This window comes from Rickettsia akari str. Hartford (genome assembly GCF_000018205.1).
In the GTDB taxonomy this organism is placed as follows: Bacteria; Pseudomonadota; Alphaproteobacteria; order Rickettsiales; family Rickettsiaceae; genus Rickettsia; species Rickettsia akari.
This window is the reverse complement of the sequence record NC_009881.1, coordinates 1084219-1107956: the sequence shown is the minus strand read 5'-3', so window position 1 is coordinate 1107956 and position 23738 is coordinate 1084219. Positions and strand designations below refer to the sequence as shown.

Sequence of the window (23738 nt, the reverse complement as noted above, 5' to 3'; positions counted from 1 at the left end):
TATGTATAGAGTTAATCTAAGAGTAGATCTGGCATTTAAGAAAATCTTTGGAGTAGCAGGAAACAAAGATTTATTAATATCGCTTATTAATTGGATAGTAACCAAGGAAAATTAGGTACAAGAAGTAACTATACTTAATCCATATAATCTAAAGAGTTTTTTAAATGATAAGCTTTCTGTTTTAGATATTAAAGCTCAAGGCGAAAGCGGTAAAATATTTAATATCGAAATTCACGTAACGGATGAAGCAAATTATGATAAAATGGCTTTATATTATTGGGCAAAGCTATACGTTGGACAGCTAAAAGAAGGTTCTAGATATTCAGAATTAAACAAAACGATAGGAATCCATATACTTAATTTCCCGACATCACAAATATTGATAAATATCATAATATATTGAGGTTGCAAGAAAATGAAACCGGTTTAAAATATTTTAAGGATATAGGGCTACACACTATAGAACTCAATAAGTTTGCTGATAACATCAAAGAAGAACTATCAGATATAGTAACAAAAAGTAAAGAATGCTTTAGATATATGGGTTGTTTTTTTAACTAGAAATGATTTGCTAAATAAAGATAAGCTTCCTAAAGAAATTCAACAGTAAAGAGCTCAAGAAAGTATTAAATGTGCTTGAAGTAATAAATTTAAGTGATGAAGAAAGAGAAGAATATGAAAACCGCTTAAATTGGTTGAGAATTGAAGCTAGTGATGTTAAAAGGGTTGAAGAAAGAGGCGCAGAGAAAGCTATGGAAAAAATAGCACACAAGATGTTAATGAGAACAGAATCTATAGAAGAAATTCATGAAATTACCGAATTACCTATGAAAGAAATACAAAGATTAAAAGATGAAATTGAGCAGTAAAAAAGGAAAAGTATATGGACAAGCATCTTAAAGAATATACCGAGAGTGGTAAGAAGAACCTAATTGTGGTATATATATTATATCTATGTGGGATAGTAGCACCGATATTACCGTTAATTGGAGTATTTTTTGCATATCTCAATAAAGATAAAGGTGACAACTTTGCTACTAGTCATTATGTGTTGTTATTTCGTACTTTTTGCCTTGGGGTATTGGGGTGGATTGTATGTTTCATATTTACGTTTATCATTATTGGAGTAGTACTATATTTTGCACTCGCTGTTTGGTATGTACTGCGTGTCGCCATAGGTTTTAAATATATGATAGAGGATCAGACATACCCAAACCCTATGACTTATTGGATAAAATAAGATGATAAAACTGAACGTAGACGGTTTTGAAATAGAAATATCAGAAGGTAGCACCGTTTATCAGGCATGTACACAAGCAGGTAAAAAAATTCCTCATTTTTGTTATCATGAGCGTTTAAAAATCGCCGGTAATTGCCGTATGTGTTTGGTTGAAATGGAAAAATCACCAAAGCCTATAGCTTCTTGTGCAATGCCGGTAAGTAACGGTATGGTTATTCACACTGATACACCTATGGTAAAAAAAGCACGTGAAGGGGTGATGGAGTTTTTACTTATTAACCATCCTTTAGATTGCCCTATTTGTGACCAAGGAGGTGAGTGTGATTTGCAGGATCAGGCTTTTAGATACGGCAAAGGTACTAATAGATTCCATGAAAATAAGAGATCTATTAAAGATAAATATATGGGACCTCTGATTAAAACAGCGATGACTAGATGTATACAATGCACAAGATGTATTAGATTTGCAAATGATATAGCCGGAATAGAAGAAATGGGCGCTATCCATCGTGGCGAGCATATGGAGGTAACTTCATATTTAGAGCAAACACTCGATTCTGAAATTTCCGGTAATATGATAGATATTTGTCCGGTTGGTGCTTTAAATTCCAAACCTTATGCATTTAAAGCTCGTAAATGGGAACTAAAACATACTGCTAGCATTGGCGTACATGATGCCGAAGGTTCCAATATTCGTATAGATAGTAGAGGCGATGAGGTAATGAGAATATTGCCTCGTATTAATGAAGAAATAAATGAGGAATGGATTTCTGATAAAAACCGTTTTAGTTATGACGGTTTGAAATATCAGCGTTTAGATCGTCCTTATATCAGAAAAAACGGTAAGTTAGTAGAGGCTAGTTGGATTGAAGCCTTAAAGACGATAGCGGATAAAATTAAATCCGTAAAACCGGAGAAAATTGCTGCTATTGCAGGTTCTCTTGCTTCTGTTGAAGCAATGTTTATGCTGAAAACATTAATGCAAAAGCTTGGCTGTAATAATTATAGTGTTAATCAGTTTAACTATAAAATAGATACTACGCAGCGAGGAAACTACTTATTTAATACAACTATTGTCGGCGTCAAAAAGGCTGATTTATGTTTACTAATCGGAGCAAATCCAAGGCAGATAGCTCCGGTGTTAAATAGCCGAATAGGACAAAAAGTGCGTGCCGGTTCATTAAAAGTAGCAAGAATAGGTGAAGGACATAACCAAACTTATAGAATTCAGGATCTAGGAAGTGATATTAAGATTATTGAGGAGCTAGCTATTGGTGCTCATGAGTTTACGAAAGCTTTAAAAGCAGTAAAATATCCGATGATTATAGTAGGTGATGGCGTATATGCAAGAGATGACGGATATGCTATATTGTCGCTTATCCATAAGATAGTGGCTGAATATAATATTATGCGTGATGATTGGAATGGCTTTAATATATTGTATAATCATGCTTCGATAGTTGGCGGTCTTGACGTTGGTTTGAATAATCCTATTAAGCTTGATGAACTGGAACTCGCTTATCTGCTTGGAGCGGACGCCGTCTCATTTGATAAGCTGAAATCGGCTTTTATAGTATATCAAGGACATCATGGGGATTCAGGTGCTGCAAATGCTGATGTAATTTTACCTGCTGCTGCTTATACAGAGCAGAGCGGAATTTACGTAAATTTAGAAGGAAGACCGCAAATAGCAGAAAAAGCAGTATCGCTTGTAGGAACAGCTAAAGAAGATATAGAAATTATTAAAGAGCTTGCCGGTTATCTGAAACTAGATATCGGAATGCGTGATTTACAAGAAGTAAGAGCCAAACTTGCTAAAGAATATAAGATATTTGCTAATATTGATAAAATTGTAGAGAGTAAATTTGCTAAATTTAGCTCTCAAGATAAGTTATCAAAAGAGCCTATAACTATGGAGCCTAGTAATTATTACATGACTGACGTAATTAGCAAAAACTCGGTCACTATGGCTAAGTGCGTAGAGGCTAAGGAAGCAAGAAGTAGGGAGGTAGCATAAAGAGTCGTCATTGCGCGGGAATTACGTAAGTAATTGACGAAGCAATCCAGTAAAAAATTCTGATTTACAGCATTTTTAAATCTTTTTCTGGATTGCCACGTCGCGTTGCTCCTCGCAATGACGGTTGTATGACAATTAAATAACATGATGACAGACTTCTTTTTTGAATATATTTTTCCGTTAATTATCATCGCTCTAAAGGTGGTGGCGATCACTATCCCTTTAATTTTATGTGTTGCGTATTTAACATATGCAGAACGTCGTGTTATTGGATTAATGCAGTTACGATGTGGACCGAATGTTGTGGGTCCATTTGGATTACTTCAGCCTATTGCTGATGCGGTTAAGCTTTTATTCAAAGAACCGATAATTCCAATCAATGCCGATAAAATATTATTTATTTTAGCACCGATGATAACTTTTATATTAAGTTTAATCGGTTGGGCAGTTATACCGTTTTCAAAGGGCGTAGTTCTTGCAGATATTAATGTCGGTGTTTTATATATTCTTGCTATATCCTCTTTAAGCGTTTACGGCATTATTATTGCTGGTTGGGCTAGTAACTCAAAATATGCATTTCTTGGTGCTATACGTTCCTCGGCCCAAATGATTTCTTATGAAGTATCCATGGGATTCGTTATTATTACTGTGTTACTTACTACCGGTACTCTCAATTTAAGTGGGATTATTGAAGCACAAAGAACAATGCCGTGGTGGATTGATTTAATGCTACTACCTATGGGCATCGTGTTCTTTATCTCGGTACTTGCCGAAACAAATAGGTTACCTTTTGATTTACCTGAAGCAGAATCGGAATTAGTCGCAGGCTATAATGTTGAATATTCCTCTATGGGATTTGCTTTATTCTTCCTAGGTGAGTATGCTAATATGATATTAGTGAGTGCAATGACTACCACTTTCTTTTTAGGAGGTTATTTACCGCCCTTTAATATATCATGGTTAGATTGTATTCCAGGATTCTTTTGGTTTGTATTTAAGGTTGGGTTCTTATTGTTCTGCTTTTTATGGATTAGAGCGACGTTGCCAAGATATCGCTATGATCAATTAATGCGACTCGGCTGGAAAGTGTTTTTACCTCTAACTTTATTTTGGGTGGTGTTAGTGTCAAGTGTACTTTTTTACACTGATAATTTGCCGAATGTTTGAGAAAGTTATTATTATAATTAATTTCTAGCTAAAACCGGTATTGTTGCAGCTTCTATGTCATTCCTGCGTAGGCGGGAATGACATAGAAGCAGCAACAATACCGGTTTTAGCTAGAAATTAATTATAATAATAACTTTCTCAAACATTCGGCAAATTATCAGTGTAAAAAAGTACACTTGACACTAACACCACCCAAAATAAAGTTAGAGGTAAAAACACTTTTTTAGCAATACAACGCTCTTCCCCGCTTTCATAGCGACGCAGTGCATGCTCACCCTTAAAATCTAGGGCTAACATGGCTTTTTTCATAAGGATAATTTATGGTAACTTTGGGCTTAAAGAAATACTTTAAGGTCAAAGACATTCCCCTTATTATCTCATATAGAAAAAATGATTTTAAATAGTTTATCATAAAAAATATATATTAACGATCTATGGCTTTGTTGCTGCTTCTATGTCATTCCTGCGTAGGCGGGAATGACATAGAAGCTGCAACAAAGCCATAGATCGTTAATATATATTTTTTATGATAAACTATTTAAAATCATTTTTTCTATATGAGATAATAAGGGGAATGTCTTTGACCTTAAAGTATTTCTTTAAGCCCAAAGTTACCATAAATTATCCTTATGAAAAAAGCCATGTTAGCCCTAGATTTAAGGGTGAGCATGCACTGCGTCGCTATGAAAGCGGGGAAGAGCGTTGTATTGCTTGTAAGCTTTGCGAGGCGATTTGTCCGGCACAAGCAATAGTAATTGAAGCGGACGAACGAGAAGACGGCAGTAGGCGTACAACACGTTATGATATAGACATGACAAAATGCATTTATTGTGGGTTGTGTCAAGAAGCTTGCCCAGTAGATGCGATAGTTGAAGGTCCTAATTTTGAGTTTGCAAGCCTAACTCATGCCGCACTTATTTATGATAAAGAAAGATTACTGCAAAACGGCGATAGATGGGAGCAGGCACTCGCTAGTAAGCTACATAAGGATTATGAGTATAGGTAAATTGCTATATTACTGGATAGTTTTTACTCTATGTCATTCCTGCGCAAGCAGGAATTCAGCATAAAGTGAGATAAAGCTCTCTTAATTGTAAATAATTATAAAACAGATTTATAGTATGGTAGTTTGCTTTGTTACTACTATAGTTTTATTGGATAACGCTCTCTATTACATTTAATGCATTCATTACATTATTTCCTACCGGAATATACTAATAAAGAGGAACTCATAAATATAGTACTAATGATGAGCAATATTTAAAGCTAAAATCATATGATAAAGATTTATATTAACAATTAAAAAGTCTTGCCTACAAAAAAGAGCTAGAAGAAAAGAGAATTAGTTGTAAGAATGAATATATAGCAGTTACTAAAGCACGTGTATAAGTACAATAATTAATTATTCAATTTGAATTATAGTTAGTCTTATATTTTGTATTGTACATTGGAAGATTTATAAAAATATGCAAAACAATAATATACCTCTCGCACAACGTAGCTAATAAGAAGGAATTTTTGAATGAGATACTTCACCTCGAACTGCAGCCTACACGCAAGTAACGTGAGAATTCTAGTACCGGGTCGCGACGTGCAATTTACCATTGCAAGTTAGGAAAGAAGTCTACTAATGAATCAAGTTGTAATGTCTGTGCAGATTTTATAGAACTTTCTAGATGAGATGATAGAAGAACAATACCGCCGCTATTTGCTTTCATGACAATTAGATTATTTAATAAATCCCTATTTTCTTTACTTAAGTTAGTTTCAACTTCATCAAGTAGCCATAAGTCAGATTGGCAAGCAATAAGCCTTGATACGGCTATGACTTTCTGTATCCCACTAGACAAACTATAGCATTTTTCATCTAATAAATCTTGTAATTTGAAGTAATGAATAGCGGCGTATATAGTTTCGGCAGAATTATAAATTTCCGACCAAAATTTTAGATTTTCAAAAACAGTCATTTCGAGTTTTAGACCTAAATTATGACCGATATAAGTGCAGTAAGGTTTATGGATATTGTTAATATTACTATTTTTATAGTAGATATTACCATTACTTGGTTGCATAATTCCTGCTATCATTCGCAGTAGTGAGCTTTTACCACAACCATTAGCTCCTTTTATATAGGTGATAGAAGAAGGAAGAAAAGTGATACATAGATCAAATAAATTTCTTTGTTCTATATTAAATTGTAATTGATGAAGTGATAGCATGTCTCTGTCATACCGTGGTCAAGCCACGGTATCTAGTAAAATGATTAGTAGTTTGCCTTGCTTTTATGGATACTGTGGCTTGACCACGGTATTATATCTGTTGCTTTTCAATAAATTTAATTTTCATGATGCTCTTCTGGTGTAGCCCCCAGTTAATTCTGTATTATTTTGTTGATTATTATGACAAATTCCAAGTTTGTCACGAGCATTTCTTAAAGCTTCCTTATGATTTGATGCCTCAGGATTTACTACATGACTATATCTATGCCTGTTACTTTATTAGCATCTTTTGCTATATAGAACTCACTTTTAAGTTCTATAATTAGAGTAGCATTTATATTTTTTGTAAGCAATTAAAATTTAACCAATAAATTCTTCACCGAAAAACTAAATACATTTAGAATAGAACTCGGCATTAGACCAAAGTAAATAATTAATAATATTAAAGGAGCTATTGAGATTATTTCATATTTATATAAATCTCTGAAATGCATAATTTCTTTATTGGTAATTTCACCAAGCATAATTTCTTTATATAATTTCAGCATATAAACCGCCCCAATGATTATGCCGAGAGCCGCTACACAAGTTGCTGCTACATTCACCTTATACGTCCCAAGCAAGCTTAAAAATTCTCCAATAAATCCGCTAGTACCTGGCAGGCCGACAGAGCCAAGCATTGCAATCATAAAAAATGTGGCAAGCACATGCATTTTACTTGCTACACCGCCGTATTTAGCTATTTCTTTAGTGTGTAATCTTTCGTACAAAGTACCGACTATTAAGAATAGGCATGAGGAAATCACTCCATGGCTAAGCATCTGAAATATTGCTCCATTAACCCCGGCGTCAGTAAAGCTAAAAATACCTATCGTAACATATCCCATATGTGCAATTGATGAATAGGCTATCATCTTCTTCATATCTTTTTGAGCAAGAGCAACAAGGGAAGCATATATTATAGCAATAATGCTAAGGTAAATTACGTAAATTGCAAATTCTTGTGATACACTTGGGAGTAGCGGTAGTAATACTCTTAAAAAACCGTAACCGCCAAGTTTTATCAGAATACCAGCAAGAATAACCGAGCCGCTAGTTGGAGCTTGTACGTGTGCGTCAGGTAGCCAAGTATGCACCGGAATCATAGGGATTTTAATGGCAAAGGCTATAAAGATAGCCCACCATAAAATTTGCTGAGCAAATAACGGAATATTATCAGTAAGTTCAGGAATATAAGTTAAATCAAAACTATGAATTTTACTGTAAATATAAATTAATGAAAGTAAGAAAAATACCGAGCCGAAGAAAGTATATAAGAAGAATTTAAGAGCCGCATATATTCTGTTCTCGCCACCCCATACGCCTATAATGATATACATCGGCACTAATATTGCTTCAAAAAAGAGATAGAATAATAATAAATTTACTGAGGTAAATGCTCCTATACAAAAAGATTCCATTAATAAAAAACATACTAAATATTCTTTAATATATTTTTTAATGGTAAATAAGCTTCCGATTATACAAACAAGAGTAAGAAAAGAAGTTAGAGCAACAAAAAATATTGATATACCGTCAACACCAACATGAAATTCAAGCCCGATTTTATCAAGCCAAGCGTAGCGTTCAACAAATTGATAAGCAGGATTTGAGGAGTTAAACTCTATTAAAATATAGATAGTTGAGATGAATGTTAAAACAGAACTAAGCACCGCCACATACATTACATATATCGATTTATCCGTCTTTTTACTTTGACTCATAAACAGCAAAATATATAGCACGCTTATTAGCGGCAGAAAAATACTGATAGATATAATAGGTAATTCTAACATTCTTTTAAGATTTTATAAGTTTTTTTAGTAGTATATATCATTCTTACTTGGATCGAAAAACGCATTCGATGTCATACTGAGGCTTGACCACAGTATCAAACAAACAACTAAAAATACTAATAATTTAGTATTTTTAACTGGACCCCGTTGTCAAGCAACGGTATGACACTCAAAGCCTTTCCAAACAAAATAACTAATTGTTACAACAATAAATAATACTATATACAAAGCATAATTAAAAACATATCCCGTTTGTGTTTTTCCGGTAAGAACGCTAAAGCAACTAACAACGCGTGAAAAACCATTCGGTCCAAAACGATCGATTATTTTTTGGTCACCAAGATAAAATAAATAGGCTAAACAGTTAGTAGGCTTAACAATTAAGAAATTATATATCTCGTCGAAGTAATATTTATTTCTTAGTATGTTGGCAATTAATCCAATGGGTGTGATCCCGTGGCTTGACCACTGGATCCAGTTGTTTTTATTTTTATTAGATTCCACTACAAGCTCGCGGGATGACAATGAAAATATCCAAATCCCAATAACAATCCCAATTATACCAACTGCCATAGGTAGTAGCTTAATATATAAAGGCGGGTGGCTAATTAGTAGTTTATAAATATGTAAATGAAATAGACTGTCATGGAAATAGCCGTTTGGTTTGTCCATAGAAAGTAAATAATAGCCGATCATACCGCTAAAAAAGCTCCCAGCAACAAGTAATATAAGAGGATTATGCATTATTTTAGCCGGTTCATGGGCATGCTCAAAAACATCTTTTGCTAGTTTAGTTTTACCATGAAATACCAACATAATAATCTTCATTGAATAAATAGCGGTAAGTATTGCTGCTGCTATTCCAAAAATAAACATAAACGAGCCACTACTATACACTGATTCTAAAATCGAATCTTTAGAGTAAAACCCTGCAAGGGGATAAATTCCTATTAATGCGAGTGAACCGATTAAGAAGTTTCCGTAAGTTACCGGCATTTTATTTCTTAAATCACCAATTTTAAAAATATCTTGCTCATGAACTGCGTGTATTACACTGCCCGCTGATAAAAATAATAAGGCTTTAAAAAATGCGTGAGTTACTAAGTGAAATATCCCGCTATTATAGGCAGATACCCCGCAAGCCATAAACATATAACCAAGCTGACTACAGGTAGAGTAAGCAATAATTTTTTTGATATCGCTTTGCATAATAGCAATGCTTGCGGCAAAAAGACAAGTAATGCCACCTATCATTGTAATAAATTGTAGAACTAAAGGGCTATATTCAAACACATAAGAGCAGCGTGCTACTAAGAATACTCCCGCTGTTACCATAGTTGCTGCGTGAATAAGTGCGGATACGGGAGTTGGTCCTTCCATCGCATCAGGCAGCCATACATGTAAACCGATCTGTGCAGATTTACCCATACAACTGATGAATAATAAAAAGCAAATAATGTCTAGAATGGAAAAATGTAAAAATATTTTTGTATTAGATAGTAACTCTGCAGATGCAAATACATCTTTATAATTTGCTGAACCACAATAAACAATAATCGTTATTACGCTCAAGATAAAAGCAAAATCGCCGACTCTATTTGCAACAAAAGCTTTAATCGCTGCTTTATTGGCTGATTCTTTTGAATACCAAAATCCGATTAGTAAATATGAGCAAACCCCGACGCCCTCCCAGCCGAAAAATAATTGTAAGAAATTATCTGCTGATACTAGCATTAACATACAAAAGGTGAACAAAGAAAGAAAAGACAAAAAACGTACAATTCCCTTATCCTCCGCCATATAGCCAAGCGAGTAAATATGCACGACGCTTGACACCCATGTTACTGCTACAAACATTATGCTAGTGAGCTGATCGATATAAATCGACCAATTTACTTTAAAATTTCCAACCTCAATCCATGGTAATAACTGAATATGGATTATATTCCCGCCTAAACCCACATCGCAAAATATTATTAATGAGAATAAGGCAGATAATGACAAAAAACCTGTTGCAATTATTTGAGCTAAATTTTTATCTATTAACTTTAAAAATAATCCGTTTATTACGCTAGATGCAAGCGGTAACATGATGATCATCATGGCAAGATTTTGATACATCTCACCCCCTCATCTGATTAATGTCAGTGATTTCAATTGAGCCTTTATTACGGAAATATATTAGTAATATTGCAAGCCCTATTGAGGTTTCGGCAGCTGCTACAGTTAAGATTATAATACTAAAAATTTGTCCCGATAATTCTTGCATATATACGGAAAATGTAACAAAATTTATGTTAACTGCGAGCAGCATTAACTCAATGGACATTAATATATTGATAATATTTTTGCGATGCATAAATAATCCAAACATCCCAATAGTAAAAACTAAGCTGCTTAAGATTAAATAATGATTAAGCGAAATATATTCATTCATATTTAATATTCTCGACACCTTTATTTAGAGTAGGCTTTGTCATCAATACAACATTACCTTTATTATGGGAGAGTTGTTTTGTAATATCTTGATGTTTTACTCCCTCACGTTTTTTTAGTGTTAACGTAATACATGCAATCATAGCGACAAATAAAATAAGACCAGCCATTTGAAACGGTAGCATAAAGTTAGTGTAAAGCACGTTACCTATCGCTTTAGTATTTGAGATATTATTTGTGATGGCAAATGATATATCTGAGCTAAAATTAATGTTTTTAGTACCAAGTAAAATAATTATTATTAAATCACAAAACATAATTAAAGCTATAAAAATACTTAAAGCTAAATTTTCTTTTAACTGCGTTATTGTCTTATTAAAATGCATATCTAGCATCATTATCACAAATAAGAACAACACTGCTACAGCTCCAACATAAATGACTATAAGAATCATAGCTAAAAATTCTGCTCCAAGCAAAATCATAAGTCCTGCACCGTTGATAAATGTAAAAATTAAACATAATACCGAATATATGGAATTTTTGCTTAAAACAACGCATAAGCTACTAATAGTTATTAATGTTGCAAATAAATAAAAAAATATGGGCATAAGTTATTTTTGTGTTTTTGAATATCGCTTGCATCGTTACCTATGTCATGTCCGTGTAGGCGGGAATCCAGCATAAAGCGAGATAAATCTAGCTGTTAATTTCAAAAATTTGTTGTATTTATAGTTTTTTCTGGATTCCCGCGAAAGCGGGAATGCAATAACACATTAAACCAACAAAGCATTAGAAGAAAACTTCTCGATCATCGGAGTAAATAAGCTTCCTAGTGCTTTGCGTATTTCTTCTTTATTTTCTACTTTTTGACCTTCTTTACTTAAAGTTAGCTCGCCTTTTTCTACATGACCCAGTATAGCATCAATGATTGCTTTTTTATCGTGTTTACCGTCCATATATCTAAGTGCAAACTTCTCAAAGAAATTAACGCCGATCGGTTCATGTTTTAAATTTGTGACCCACATAGAAGGTGTATTGGTTGCTTGATGTATGACCATTTTTGTTGTTTTAGGCCTATCAAGCTCAGGGTTATTTCTATGTTTCTGATTTGTAATACTAATATAACCTTGTAGTACTAGCTTCATTGCATTATTTAAAAGCTCAGCTTTGATTTCGTTTAGTTTAGTATTATGTAGCTTTTTATTAGCTTCAGCGGTTATTTTCTCAAAGCTTAACGGATTATTTAGATTTTCGCTGAAAGTATACAAAATAGCTTTCATATAAGGCGAACTAGTTGTTAAGTTAGAGTCTTGATTACCGTTTAAGAAGAATTTTAAATTTTCGGAAGCATTATTCATGTCTACTTCTTTGAGTGGTTTTTCAGGCACTATATTAAAGATCATATTAAATTTCGTTATATCATCATTGTTAATATTTCTATTAATTTTCACATCACTATGACATAGTAAAGTGGTTCTAAAACGACGATTCGTAATGAAATCCATATATTGTTCAGTTCTAACTATATCGTTCACCTCTTTTAACTTCTCTACTACTTTCAGAGGCATATTACCGAGATACATAGTCGAAAGATTACAATCGGCTAAATATTGTAAATTGTGCTTTCTTGCTTCATTCATAAATTCATGAAAATAGAATTGAGCATTTTCTTCTTCTAGATGATCATGACGTAAATAATGATCGGTTTGTTTAGCAAGTAACCCTGATTCGGTTTTTAATACCTCTGCATAAGGAGTTTTAGAGTTTTCTAGGCTATCCTTAACAAATTCTAGTAATAATCTAGATTGAGCTATTCTATCACGGACATTTGCAAATGCGCTAGAATGATACATCATCATATCTCTGATAGTACGGACCATATTCCAGCCAGGGAGGGTATTATAGCTAATATATGCTATGCCATTTGAAGTAAGGTTTTTATTACAAACTTCAAAAATTTTATCTCTAACGGTTTTTGGTACCCAAGAAATTACTCCATGGCAAATTATATAATCAAACTTACCGAAAGAATCATCAATATCGGTTATTGAACAATGATAGAACTCTATATTTTTTAATCCTAGTGCTTTAACATTTTTATTTGCTGCGTCAATTTGTACCTTAGACAAATCCACACCAACAAAATGAGCTTTGGGATAAAGAACTGCGTGTGGTATTAAATTACCGCCTGCTGCACAACCAAGCTCTAATATTTTTGCATTCTCGACTTCAGGAGCATTTACACCGAAAAGAGTTGCAAGTGTATTTAAGTGATAAGGAGTTGTAAGAGCATATGGGTAGCTTTCATACGGCACTTCATCATAAGTGTTATGATTTGAAACCGCACCATTCAGAACATGTTTGGTAGTTTCTGATGTCTTATCATGACCATTAGTGGTAGAAGAAGAGTTAGCGGCTTTTGTGGACATATTTTTTCCTTATATAGTTGATTTTTGTATGTATCATAACGTCATTGCGAGGAGCGAAGTGACGTGGCAATCTCGTCAAATATCCTGAAATTGCTTCGTCAATTGTTAGGCACTTTCCTTGCAATGACGTCGACGATGCTTTCATATAAATATTTCACAGAATTATTAAAATGGCAATCTATAAGTAAATCCTATGCCAAATTCCCCAACTGCTATAGTTTTTTTGATATGATTTGCCGGCACGAATTTCCCTGTTTTCATATCAAGCGTATCATAACTAATTATTACTCTATATGCCGTTTGTAATTTTGCTGTTGCATCAATACTTAAATTTGAAGTTACATCTTGTGAAATTCCAAGACCTGCTTGCCAAGCAACGCAATTTTTATGAGTTCTTCTTACTGTAAAATAATCACAATTTATAACACTCCACCTATGGGAGGTAGGCTTAACTTTTACTTGTGCTATTCCACCTCCAAGTATTACAAAAGGTGTGAAAGTTTTGATTTGTTCCAAATCATAAATAAGATTTAGCATATATATATTTGATAATAATGTAGTATTACCTTGGGTTTTATGAATAGTGAGACCATTACTTAAATTTTGCTGAGGTAATATGTAATGCATACGATATTTAGGTTGATAAGTTGCGGAGAATTCAATAGCTATCTGTGGATATATTATATAGCCTATTTTCCCGCTATACATACTTGTTTTTTTTAAAATTATTTCGGTATTTGAGCGTTTATGTCGGAATTTACTAACGACCGGTTCAACTATTCCTCCTGCTGCTCCTATATAGACCCCTCTTTCTTTTGCAAAAGCAATGTGATTAAAAATGATAATAGTAATAAAAAATAATTTTAGTAATTTTATCATTACAATTGCCTAAAAAATAAAAAATATTATATATCCACTTTATTAATGGTCAATCATATTTTTTCTAATTATTGAAGCAATTATACCAAACAGTAATAAAGTAATAGTTACAGTGAGCGACACGTATGCCGGAATTGCTATATAATGATGAATAAATATCTTAAAGCCGATAAATATTAAAATTAAAGCCAAAGAATGTTTTATATAACTGAAACGTTCTACAATTTCTGCTAAACAAAAGAATAATGCTCTAAGCCCTAAAATAGCAAAAATATTTGAAGTATAAATTATATAAACATCATTAGTAATTGCAAATATTGCCGGTATACTATCTATAGCAAAGACTAAATCTATTGCTTCTATAAGCACTAACGATATAAAAAGGGGAGTAAAATATAGTTTATTATTACGTTTAACAACAAATTTATCCCCTTCAATATTAGTGGTAATATTTAGATTTTTTATTATTGACTTGTAAATATAAGAATTTTGTATATCAAAAGTTTTATGTGATACATAGAAAGTTTTTATACCTGTAGCAATAAGTATTACGGCAAAAATATATAATAACCAGGCAAATTTATTTATAAGAATAATACCACCATAAATCATTATTGCTCTGAATATTATTACGCCTATTATACCAAAAAATAAGACACGATGTTGATATTTCCCGGGAATTTTAAAAAATTGGAAAATAATAGAGATAATAAAAATATTATCAAGGGACATAGCTTTCTCAATGAGAAAGCAAGTATAATATTCACGAGCATGGTCTGCCCCTGTATTATAGTAAACATAGATACCGAATAAACAAGCTATTACAAAATAGAAAGGACTAAACAGTACGCTTTTTTTAAAGCTCACTATGGTATTGTTCTTGTGTACTATTCCCAAATCAAGAATCAGTAAAGCAGCGATTACCGTATAAAAAATAATCCAACTCATTTACCTATCTCTTCATTTTATATTGCATGTGGAAATATAGTCCACCACCAAAAATAACTCTTAGCTGGAATCTTATAGTATTTTCTCCTTGTTTTAAATAAGGTTTAATATTAATAGGATTTCTTGCACTAATAGGTTGATTATCAACTTTAGCTTGTAATGCTTGATTTTGGTCATTTCCATAATTACAGTACCTTTTCTCATCTAGAGAATCAACGTCAGTAGGAAGACTAAGTAGCTTTGTGCCATTGACATATATTAATGTGCAATCATCGTACCATAAATCTTCTATTCTAAAATACTCAATATCATCAATTATCATATCTAAAGTTACTTTGAATTCTACAGTATGTAATATTGTATTGCCCGGTTCATTTGTTGCATCTATAAATGTCCCATCCTTTGGAAATGACATAATGCTTCCCTGTTGTACCGGTTTTTTGTTTAAGATATAGTCACCTATTTTAGTTACCGGATTATAAGGAATCTCATGTAATTGATTTGATGGAAAGCCGTTATAACTAACTTTTATAGGCAATCCTGTAGATTCTCTACATCCGACATTTGGACCTAAAGGTTCGAATTCAACAACTTTTCTATCAAAGTATGATAAACAATGGCGTTCTAAAGGTTTACTAGGATCAATAACTATCCAATTCGTCGGGCATCTTCCTATTGCAAGTTCTCCTATATCGCTTTCATCCCATTCTGCATTACCGTGGGTGCTACCGGAAGGAGCATCAGCTGTGCTAGGAATTTTAGCACAAGTAGGTACTAATATAGGAGCACAAAGACCTAGCTCTTGCCAAGTTTTATCTCGTACATCCTCAGTTTCAGCTTTATATGTCGGCTCTGGAGGATGGTTTTCATCTCCTGCTGTATATTTCACTGTATAATATTTAAAAGGATCATCTAATGGTACTAATGTTGGTCCTTTGTCAGGTCCTGGCTCGATTCTATCTTTATAATCCCTACTTAAAACACATACTGGAGTATTAGGGCTATTATTATTAGTATAGCAGTTACTTGGAATATTATTTATATTGCAAGCATAAATAGTAATACCTTCCACTGTTTCTTTTAGAGTACAGCTACTTGTATTTATATCTTTGCTGCATAAACCAAGATTTGGATATTTAATGCTATATGTATTTTTAAAATTCTTACAATTTATAGTATTGTTGTTATTTAGTTTAGCAAGTACACAATTTATTGAGTCATTATTGTAACCTGGAATAGATGATCCATCAGGTAAAGTAGGAATCGGCATAGGATTACAATGTTGGAAATTTTTCGGCATCAAGCAGGCATGCGTTCCACCTTGGATATATTTACCATTTAAATATTCTAAATATTTTAAATATACCGCACTTGAATCAGGTTTTCCATTACTATCATAAGGTTCTTTGTCGTCTTTATATTTACCGTGAATAGTCAACTGATTTAGAGCATTCTCTCCTGAAAACGGCATAGCAATATATTTATCATTTTTTGGATCTTTTGGCGGATCTTTAGGTATAAACGCAACAGAAGAACTATACTTATAACCGGCAAGCATTACTATACTTTCTGTGTCCGTTGGATTGGGAGGTGGAGGTCCGGCGTATGCTAACGGTGTTACAAGAGTGCTTGTTTCATCTATAATGTTAATAGTACCATCTGTTTGTTTCTCTCTTACTTGCAGTGAAGCAATGAATTGCGGTTTATAATAAGCATCGTTGGCATTGTGATTAGTACAAGTAATGCCGGCATATTGTCTTGAACATTCATAAGTAGCTAGACTATAAGAATGATTTACTCTCGGTACGCAATCTATTAAATTACCGGACTCAAATAAGCAAATATTATTAGGATTTTGCTTATCGTCTTCGGTATTACTAATAGAGACATAAAGTTTTCTATCTTTACCGTTATTGTCTTTTAGGGTGACATCTGTCTTTATAGGTAGTAAGCTATTTATATCTTGCCCTTGTACCTTAGGAAACTTTACGCTTACATCCTTAAATTCACCTATATTAACTCCCCATACTTTTTGGCAGGTAGTTGAACTAGAACTTGGACAGTCCGGTATATCCTCTATGTAATAATCGCTAGGTGTTTCTACATTTCCAATTTTCTGCGAATATACTATTCTAAATCCCTCATTACAACCGTTAGCCGTAACACTACATGGCGTAGCAATTTCTGTATTAATACATGGAGTTCCTCCTGAAGTATTCTTACACGATTTAATTAAATCTTTAAAAGCCGTATTAGTATGAGTAATTTTTGCTGAAAGAAAATCTATATTACGTGGTTCTACACAAGTCTTGAGATCAGAGGTAGCACTCGTGCACAGCGGAACAAGATTGCTAAAGCTAACACGTATGGTATTATTAACAATATTGTTGTTAACATTTGATACTACACAAGGAGGCACAGTTGAAGATTGTTTAAATACAGGTTTTCCTTTCTGAATATCCTCTGGGGTATTTTTTATGCTACATATATTATGAGCATTAGCATTAATACTAATATAATCTAAATTTGGGCAATATGGTGGTGGAAAAGGTCCTAAAGGTAATTGTACACAACCAAAAGAATAGCTATCTACAGCACCGTTTAATGATCCAAGTGCTTCAATAACTTTTATTATTAAACTCGGGAAAAAATTAAAAACCTCTCCTATTGCGTTAAGTATTGATTGAAGTACTTTTATGAATTCTGAATTTTGATCTAGCATACCAAGAAGCTGCCCTAATAAACTTGGTAAACTTGCTCCTTTTACAGTTTCAACTAAAAACTTTAATACTTTTGCAATAGGGCTAAGTTCGTTAGTTTGATGAAGAGGTTGACGATTAGGATTCCAGTCCATTGGATCAAGATGTACACCGGAATCTGAAACAAGGTTAACAAGTCCAGGGTCGCTATAAGCACAAAGTTTAGGAGATTTTAAAGTAACTATTTTTCCGTCTACACCGATTATCTTATTATCAGTTTCTGTATAACCGACTTTATTGAGATGTACTCCATCAGTATAACCTGGATCTGCAGGGGAAGGTGTGGCGTTTATTCCTGGAGGTGGAGGCATATCCGGTACGGCAACTCTAGCACAGACTCTAGTTAGAGGCAGACCGTAACCTGTAGGCCATAATACACATTCTCCATCCCAATTTAAAGTAGAGTTTTGGTGCCAACAAGCTGCGGCATTACAGCTTTGAACTCTAATACGAATTTTTGGAGTAAAGTAACTACTATCAGGGGCTTCTTCCGCACATCTATTAAGTAAAAACCCGATAAATGTACCTGGGTAATCAAATTTTAATAAACAAGTATCATGATCGCGACCGTCGCTTTTATTCCAAGGAGGACATAATGCGCCTGACTTAAAAGGTCCTCTTGTCACTTCATTTTTGCTGCCTCTATTCCAAGTTTCAGTTCTATCACTTTGTCCGCAATTACATGGATCGCTAAGACAATCGGCTATATCACCCCAAATAGATGCCTGTACATTAAATGAGCAAAATGAAAATAAGAAAAATAGTAAATATTTTTTTAACACTTTGAGTATTCTTTATGTTCGTTGTTTTGTTGTCATTGTGAGAAGGCATTGCCCGCATGGACTGATTTTCCATCATTGCGAGCAACTGTAAGGAGCGTGGCAATCTCATGAAATTAAAACTAGATTGCAACAAAGCTTCTCTCCACGCAAGGCATTGTTGCGTGGACCAACTTCACCTTTGTCATCCCGTGGCTTGACCACGGGATCCAGTTTAAAATATTAAAATTATTAGTATTTTTTATTAAGCTATTCGCATCAGTCCGTATTTAACTCATTATATAGGTAATTAATCCAATTATCCGGAGGACCTTGGTGTTGTTCAAGTATTTTTTTATAAATATCCATTTCCTCTTGTCTGCTTGATAAAATACGGACAATTCCTGTTAAAGCGGCAATACTTAATTCAGAAGCTATCGATTCATTATCCTTATTAATTAAGAACATTCTTGCAGAAAGTATTAGCTGTGATAATTTTCGTATTTCCGCCTCGCTTAAACCTAAAATTTTATCTAAATCTTCTATTTTAACGTCAGACGGTAGAATAATTTTAGTATTAATTAAATCAAGCCAAGGTTTTATAGTATATTTTGGATATGACTTAAGATAAATAAAATTGAAATTACTGACGAAAACACCGTTATTTTTAGATAAATTATTATAGATTAAATTTATATTATCATAATAAACTTCAGGTCTGTAAAGTGTATCAAAATTATCGGCAGCAAATATTTTAGGTTTTGTGCCAACGAGGCTTAAATGATAAGTAAAAGCATAAATTGCTGCTGCACTAATACTTTGGTGTTTCTTCAAATTATTATTAAATTGTTCTAAAAATTTTCTCTCTATTGGGTAAAATTGTTTAGAAAACGGCTCATCAGATAGTTTATATAAATTGAACCCTATAACTTTCCCTTCTTCAATGTTAATAGATGGTCCGTCAAATAATCCGAAATATAACTGTCCTTCGGTAAAAACTTTGAGTTTATCAAGTATTTGTATTCCTCCTTCCTCCTTAAAATCCTCTAATTGTAAAATATCGGAAAAAATACGTTTTTCTTTTTCAATTGATAAAATTTTATTTTTTAATTTTTTTAGAAAGGATATTTCCATTTCGCTAAGAGGTGAAATATAATGACCGCTGATTAATTTTAAAAATTCTAAAATAAAGGCTTGTGATTTTTCTGTATCATCTACTAAAAATGGATTGATAATTTGTTTGTCTGGTTCTAACCATTTGCCTTCTATTGACTCGATAAAAATTTTAGAATCATTATTATTGGAGATATAAATTATTGTTGGATTGTATTTAGTCGATTCTGATATTAGAAAGTTCAATAATACGGTTTTGCCGGTTTTTTCCGTACCAAAGATGCAAGTATTACCTTTATTCGTTTTATCATGAAAATTCATGAAATATGGAGTACCTTTCTCGGTTCGAAGTAAAGTTATAGCCTTACCCCAAGGATTATATTGATTACCGAGTGTAGTATTATGAAGAGCGGTAAGAGAAGCAATATATTCTACTGGTAATGGTGACATTCTACGGATAAAGGCAAAATTAGCAGGTAACTGCGACCAAAATATTTGTTCAATATTAATATCTTCTTTTACATGAATAATACCAAGTTTAAAAAGTTCAGTTGATGCTTTAGCTACGGCTGCATCTAGTTTATTTTCATCTGCTTCTATAACGGCAATTGAAATTTGCTGATTACAAAATTGAAAATCTAAATTAGCTTCATCAAGCTTATCAATCCCTTTATGATTAAGTAAAATTGAGTCATTAGTAATTTTTAGAATATAATCTTGACCACGCAATTTGGATATTACGTGTTTTTTGCTAACAAAGTAAAATATTTCAGTTATTATTAATTCAATCGGTAACTGTAAAAATTTATCCAGTGTATTAGAAGAAGTTTCTTGATATTCTTTTATAGATAGTAAAGAAGTGAATTTGTTATTTTTCTCATAATCCGTAACTACCATTTTATCGCCGCTAATTGTATAAATACTTCTACCTAGTGCATCGGATAAATCTATTATAGGTACCAAACAATCATTATTATTAAGGTTAGCTATTCGATTATATAAAAATAAAGGATTAGAAAAAACATTATCATTTTCAAATACTATACCAAGTTTCTCAGCATCGAATTCATTTAAATCTTTTAAAATATTATTAGTGATATTTTCTAGTTTTTGAAAAGCTGAATCTAAATAATTATTTTCAAAATCAGTAATTAATTTATTAGATAAAGAATTTATTAAAGAGTTAAAATTTTTGATGTCAACTTTAGCAGAATCATGTACTATAGATATATATAAAGTATTAACGAATTTATCATTCCAATGGTTTTTTTTTTGCCATAGTGCATGAATATTTGCTGGTAATAATTTTTTGTAAGGAGTGGAATCATCTAAATTTTGTTTTTCTCGTATTGTATGTAGCCAAAAAGCAAAATCATAATCGGTTATATTCTTTTTTATAGAAACTCTAACCATTTCACGTAAATTTTGTATGTTATCGCTTATTTTCTCTGAATTAATTCCGTGTATTTTTATAATTTGTAGTAATTTACCGTCTTTGGTCAGTAAAGTATTTTCATTATAATGACATGCTATAGGTATAAAATTAGGAGCATCATAATTATATATATCTTTGTCAAATTTTCGTAAATCACTAAACACAAATAACCTGAATTTAAATTATCGTTTTGTATACTGTGTCACCACGTGGCTTGACCACGGGGTCTAGTTTGTAATACTAAAAATTAGTATTGTAAGTTTTTTGCTGGACCCCGTGATCAAGCCACGTGGTGACAACGAAAAAATCAACCCACGCAACCGCATCTTCTACCATACAGAGCCAATTTTTAAGATATACTCGAATAAATGAATAGTAAGGAGACAACAAAACTTTACCTTATTATTTACATTTAATAAACAATTATTCACCATGTGTAGTGATTTTTTGTAACCCTCCCATGTAATTTATCAAGACATCAGGTATAGTTATTGAGCCATCTTCATTCTGATAATTTTCAAGTATTGCAACCATAGTTCTTCCGATAGGTAATCCTGAAGCATTTAAAGTATGGACTAAGGTAGTTTCGTTACTGCCGAATTCCTTATATCTTGCTTTCATTCTACGTGCTTGAAAATCTCCACAATTAGAACAGCTAGCAATTTCACGATATTGCTTTTGTCCCGGAAGCCACACCTCTATATCATAGGTTTTTTTTGCCGCAAATCCCATATCTCCGGTGCAAAGTAACATAACACGATAAGGAAGATTCAGTTTTTGTAAAATAGTCTCTGATGAATTAGTTATATATTCATGCTCATGTTTTGATTCTTCCGGGGTAGTAATAGATACTAGCTCAACTTTACCGAACTGATGTAATCTGATCATACCTCTTGTATCTCTACCGCTACTACCTGCTTCTGATCTAAAGCACGGGGTGTAAGCAACATAACGCATCGGCAATTTTTCCCTTGGTATTATAGTATCGGCGACTATATTTACTAAAAATACTTCTGCGGTTGGAATTAGTCTGTAACCATTTGTTGTTGCAAAAGACTCTTCAGCAAATTTAGGTAGTTGTCCTGAATTATACATAGCATTATCTCGAACTAATACTGGAGGTGACATCTCAAAGAAGTTAAACTCTTTAGTATGAACATCAATCATAAAATTAATTAAAGCACGTTCTAACTTTGCTAAATCACCTTTTAACGTTACAAATCTAGCTCCAGAAATTTTAGCAGTTTGTTCAAAATCCATTAAATTTAATTTTGTACCTAGTTCAAAATGCTGTTTATTTAAAGCATTTGGATTTGTCTCTCCGTAAGTACGAACTAATTTATTCATACTTTCATCCATTCCGTAAGGTACTTCTTCGTCCGGAATATTAGGAAGCATATTTAATAGTTCATTTAATTCGTTATTATTATTTAGATCCTGTTCAAGTTCTTCCAACTTCTCATTTATATGTTTGACATCTCTTTGTATCGCTTCAAACTCTTCGCCGCTTTTAGAAGCCATATTACCTAAAATCTTTGATTTTACCTTACGTGCATGCTGAAATTCTTGAATTAAACTCGTAATTTTTCTTTTCTCTCCGTCGAGCATAGCAATTTTACTAGACATAGGTTCAATAAATCTTTTGCTAAGCTTTTCATCGAATAATTCTTGATTTTCTCTAATCCATTTGATACTTAACATTTAGTGTCCTCGGTTTTTCTATAAAATTACATATCATTATTGAAGTTTCATATAATAAAAGTAGTGGTATTGCAAGAGCAAACTGGCTTAAAATGTCAGGAGGCGTTAATATTCCTGCAATAATAAAGTTAATTACCACGGCAATGCGTCTTTTTTTTTTAAGTGTTTGTACCTTAACTATTGTTAGTATATTTAATATTATTATCACAATCGGTAGTTGAAAAGCAACTCCAAAAGCAATAATTAAATGAATAACTAAATTTAGATACTCGCTAATTCTTGCTTCTAAAACTATCGGTACTATCATATCACGTTTTTCAAAACTAAGAAAAAAATTCCAAGCTTTTGGCATTACAAAGTAAAAAACAAAAATACTACCGCACCAAAATAAAATAGGTGACATAAAAAGAATAAAAGCGATAATTTTTTTTTCATGGTGATGTAACCCTGGATTGATAAATAAATAACACTCCAAAGCAATTATAGGTATAATAATAGTAAAAGCAGTAAAAGCTGCAAGTTTAATATAGGTAAAAAATGCTTCTGTAAGCCCTGTATAAATTATATTTCGTACCGTATCACCACTTAGCTTAGCAAGCGGTTTTAGTAAAAAACTATAAATATTGTCGCTAAAATAATAGCAAAGAGCAAATATAATTATAAAAGCAGTAAATATTCTAAGCAGTCTTATTTTTAATTCTAATAAATGTTCTTGAAAACTATATAATTGCATAAAAATTCCGACTCTTCATTTTGCAGAAGTATATATATCAATATTATAAACCTTTTTTAATAATTG

At 32.7% G+C, this 23738-nt stretch carries 18 protein-coding genes and 2 pseudogenes; 7 read left to right on the top strand and 13 right to left on the bottom strand.

Going from position 1 to position 23738, the window contains the following annotated elements; genetic code table 11:
- Position 1 precedes the first annotated feature (1 nt).
- The 6 genes and pseudogenes from A1C_RS08925 to nuoH all read left to right on the top strand — a co-directional run bounded on the left by A1C_RS08925 (position 2) and on the right by nuoH (position 4424).
- A pseudogene (locus A1C_RS08925) lies at positions 2 to 403 on the top strand (Rpn family recombination-promoting nuclease/putative transposase).
- Positions 404 to 405: 2 nt separating this feature from the next.
- Positions 406 to 561 carry a hypothetical protein gene (locus tag A1C_RS08920; RefSeq protein ID WP_232279110.1) on the top strand — a complete coding sequence of 52 codons (156 nt, stop codon included), beginning with the start codon at positions 406 to 408 and terminating at the stop codon, positions 559 to 561.
- Positions 562 to 632: 71 nt separating this feature from the next.
- Positions 633 to 869 (top strand): hypothetical protein, encoded by a 237-nt coding sequence (locus A1C_RS08915; RefSeq protein ID WP_012150094.1) that lies wholly within the window; start codon positions 633 to 635, stop codon positions 867 to 869.
- A gap of 14 nt (positions 870 to 883) precedes the next feature.
- Positions 884 to 1240: a DUF4870 family protein gene (locus tag A1C_RS05505; protein ID WP_012150093.1), complete on the top strand. Its 357-nt coding sequence runs from the start codon at positions 884 to 886 to the stop codon at positions 1238 to 1240.
- 1 nt (position 1241) lies between these two features.
- Positions 1242 to 3257: an NADH-quinone oxidoreductase subunit NuoG gene (gene nuoG, locus A1C_RS05500; protein WP_012150092.1), complete on the top strand. Its 2016-nt coding sequence runs from the start codon at positions 1242 to 1244 to the stop codon at positions 3255 to 3257.
- Between the two features lie 147 nt (positions 3258 to 3404).
- Positions 3405 to 4424, top strand: coding sequence for an NADH-quinone oxidoreductase subunit NuoH (nuoH, locus tag A1C_RS05495; protein ID WP_012150091.1), 1020 nt, complete (start codon positions 3405 to 3407; stop codon positions 4422 to 4424).
- A 216-nt stretch (positions 4425 to 4640) separates the two neighbouring features.
- Here nuoH and A1C_RS07365 read toward each other — a convergent pair.
- A pseudogene (locus tag A1C_RS07365) lies at positions 4641 to 4836 on the bottom strand (NADH-quinone oxidoreductase subunit NuoI); the annotation flags it as partial.
- A 114-nt stretch (positions 4837 to 4950) separates the two neighbouring features.
- Here A1C_RS07365 and nuoI point away from each other — a divergent pair.
- Positions 4951 to 5430 carry an NADH-quinone oxidoreductase subunit NuoI gene (gene nuoI, locus A1C_RS05490; protein WP_012150089.1) on the top strand — a complete coding sequence of 160 codons (480 nt, stop codon included), beginning with the start codon at positions 4951 to 4953 and terminating at the stop codon, positions 5428 to 5430.
- Positions 5431 to 6022: 592 nt separating this feature from the next.
- Here nuoI and ccmA read toward each other — a convergent pair.
- From ccmA to tatC, 12 genes are all read right to left on the bottom strand, one after another.
- Positions 6023 to 6643, bottom strand: coding sequence for a heme ABC exporter ATP-binding protein CcmA (ccmA, locus tag A1C_RS05485; RefSeq protein WP_012150088.1), 621 nt, complete (start codon positions 6641 to 6643; stop codon positions 6023 to 6025).
- Positions 6644 to 6996: 353 nt separating this feature from the next.
- The gene (locus A1C_RS05480; RefSeq protein ID WP_012150086.1) at positions 6997 to 8478 is read right to left on the bottom strand and encodes an NADH-quinone oxidoreductase subunit M; all 1482 of its coding nucleotides are present in this window, start codon (positions 8476 to 8478) and stop codon (positions 6997 to 6999) included.
- Positions 8479 to 8628: 150 nt separating this feature from the next.
- The gene (gene nuoL, locus A1C_RS05475; RefSeq protein ID WP_052290660.1) at positions 8629 to 10569 is read right to left on the bottom strand and encodes an NADH-quinone oxidoreductase subunit L; all 1941 of its coding nucleotides are present in this window, start codon (positions 10567 to 10569) and stop codon (positions 8629 to 8631) included.
- Positions 10570 to 10600: 31 nt separating this feature from the next.
- On the bottom strand, positions 10601 to 10915 hold the full coding sequence (nuoK, locus tag A1C_RS05470; protein ID WP_012150084.1) for an NADH-quinone oxidoreductase subunit NuoK: 315 nt from the start codon (positions 10913 to 10915) through the stop codon (positions 10601 to 10603).
- Positions 10908 to 11525, bottom strand: a complete 618-nt coding sequence (locus tag A1C_RS05465; RefSeq protein ID WP_012150083.1) for an NADH-quinone oxidoreductase subunit J — start codon at positions 11523 to 11525, stop codon at positions 10908 to 10910. Before A1C_RS05465 ends, nuoK begins: the two co-directional genes overlap by 8 nt.
- 165 nt (positions 11526 to 11690) lie before the next feature.
- Positions 11691 to 13346, bottom strand: coding sequence for a class I SAM-dependent methyltransferase (locus tag A1C_RS05460; protein WP_012150082.1), 1656 nt, complete (start codon positions 13344 to 13346; stop codon positions 11691 to 11693).
- A 165-nt stretch (positions 13347 to 13511) separates the two neighbouring features.
- Positions 13512 to 14225: an outer membrane protein gene (locus A1C_RS05455; RefSeq protein WP_012150081.1), complete on the bottom strand. Its 714-nt coding sequence runs from the start codon at positions 14223 to 14225 to the stop codon at positions 13512 to 13514.
- A gap of 42 nt (positions 14226 to 14267) precedes the next feature.
- On the bottom strand, positions 14268 to 15173 hold the full coding sequence (locus A1C_RS05450; protein ID WP_012150080.1) for a TerC/Alx family metal homeostasis membrane protein: 906 nt from the start codon (positions 15171 to 15173) through the stop codon (positions 14268 to 14270).
- A 4-nt stretch (positions 15174 to 15177) separates the two neighbouring features.
- Complete coding sequence (locus A1C_RS05445; protein ID WP_012150079.1) at positions 15178 to 18714, bottom strand: hypothetical protein; 3537 nt, start codon at positions 18712 to 18714, stop codon at positions 15178 to 15180.
- A gap of 255 nt (positions 18715 to 18969) precedes the next feature.
- Entirely contained in the window at positions 18970 to 21402 is a 2433-nt protein-coding gene (locus tag A1C_RS05440; RefSeq protein ID WP_012150078.1) for a VirB4 family type IV secretion/conjugal transfer ATPase, read from the bottom strand.
- A 259-nt stretch (positions 21403 to 21661) separates the two neighbouring features.
- Positions 21662 to 22939 (bottom strand): serine--tRNA ligase, encoded by a 1278-nt coding sequence (gene serS, locus A1C_RS05435; RefSeq protein ID WP_012150077.1) that lies wholly within the window; start codon positions 22937 to 22939, stop codon positions 21662 to 21664.
- Positions 22917 to 23672: a twin-arginine translocase subunit TatC gene (tatC, locus tag A1C_RS05430; RefSeq protein ID WP_012150076.1), complete on the bottom strand. Its 756-nt coding sequence runs from the start codon at positions 23670 to 23672 to the stop codon at positions 22917 to 22919. Before tatC ends, serS begins: the two co-directional genes overlap by 23 nt.
- Positions 23673 to 23738 lie beyond the last annotated feature (66 nt).

Bases quoted from the DNA above. Each gene is read 5' to 3' on its own strand.
- A1C_RS05505 (WP_012150093.1), top strand. From the start codon at position 884: ATGGACAAGCATCTTAAAGAATATACCGAGAGTGGTAAGAAGAACCTA.
- nuoG (WP_012150092.1), top strand. From the start codon at position 1,242: ATGATAAAACTGAACGTAGACGGTTTTGAAATAGAAATATCAGAAGGT.
- nuoH (WP_012150091.1), top strand. From the start codon at position 3,405: ATGACAGACTTCTTTTTTGAATATATTTTTCCGTTAATTATCATCGCT.
- nuoI (WP_012150089.1), top strand. From the start codon at position 4,951: ATGATAAACTATTTAAAATCATTTTTTCTATATGAGATAATAAGGGGA.
- ccmA (WP_012150088.1), bottom strand. From the start codon at position 6,643: ATGCTATCACTTCATCAATTACAATTTAATATAGAACAAAGAAATTTA.
- A1C_RS05480 (WP_012150086.1), bottom strand. From the start codon at position 8,478: ATGTTAGAATTACCTATTATATCTATCAGTATTTTTCTGCCGCTAATA.
- nuoL (WP_052290660.1), bottom strand. From the start codon at position 10,569: ATGTTACCGCTTGCATCTAGCGTAATAAACGGATTATTTTTAAAGTTA.
- nuoK (WP_012150084.1), bottom strand. From the start codon at position 10,915: ATGAATGAATATATTTCGCTTAATCATTATTTAATCTTAAGCAGCTTA.
- A1C_RS05465 (WP_012150083.1), bottom strand. From the start codon at position 11,525: ATGCCCATATTTTTTTATTTATTTGCAACATTAATAACTATTAGTAGC.
- A1C_RS05460 (WP_012150082.1), bottom strand. From the start codon at position 13,346: ATGTCCACAAAAGCCGCTAACTCTTCTTCTACCACTAATGGTCATGAT.
- A1C_RS05455 (WP_012150081.1), bottom strand. From the start codon at position 14,225: ATGATAAAATTACTAAAATTATTTTTTATTACTATTATCATTTTTAAT.
- A1C_RS05450 (WP_012150080.1), bottom strand. From the start codon at position 15,173: ATGAGTTGGATTATTTTTTATACGGTAATCGCTGCTTTACTGATTCTT.
- serS (WP_012150077.1), bottom strand. From the start codon at position 22,939: ATGTTAAGTATCAAATGGATTAGAGAAAATCAAGAATTATTCGATGAA.
- tatC (WP_012150076.1), bottom strand. From the start codon at position 23,672: ATGCAATTATATAGTTTTCAAGAACATTTATTAGAATTAAAAATAAGA.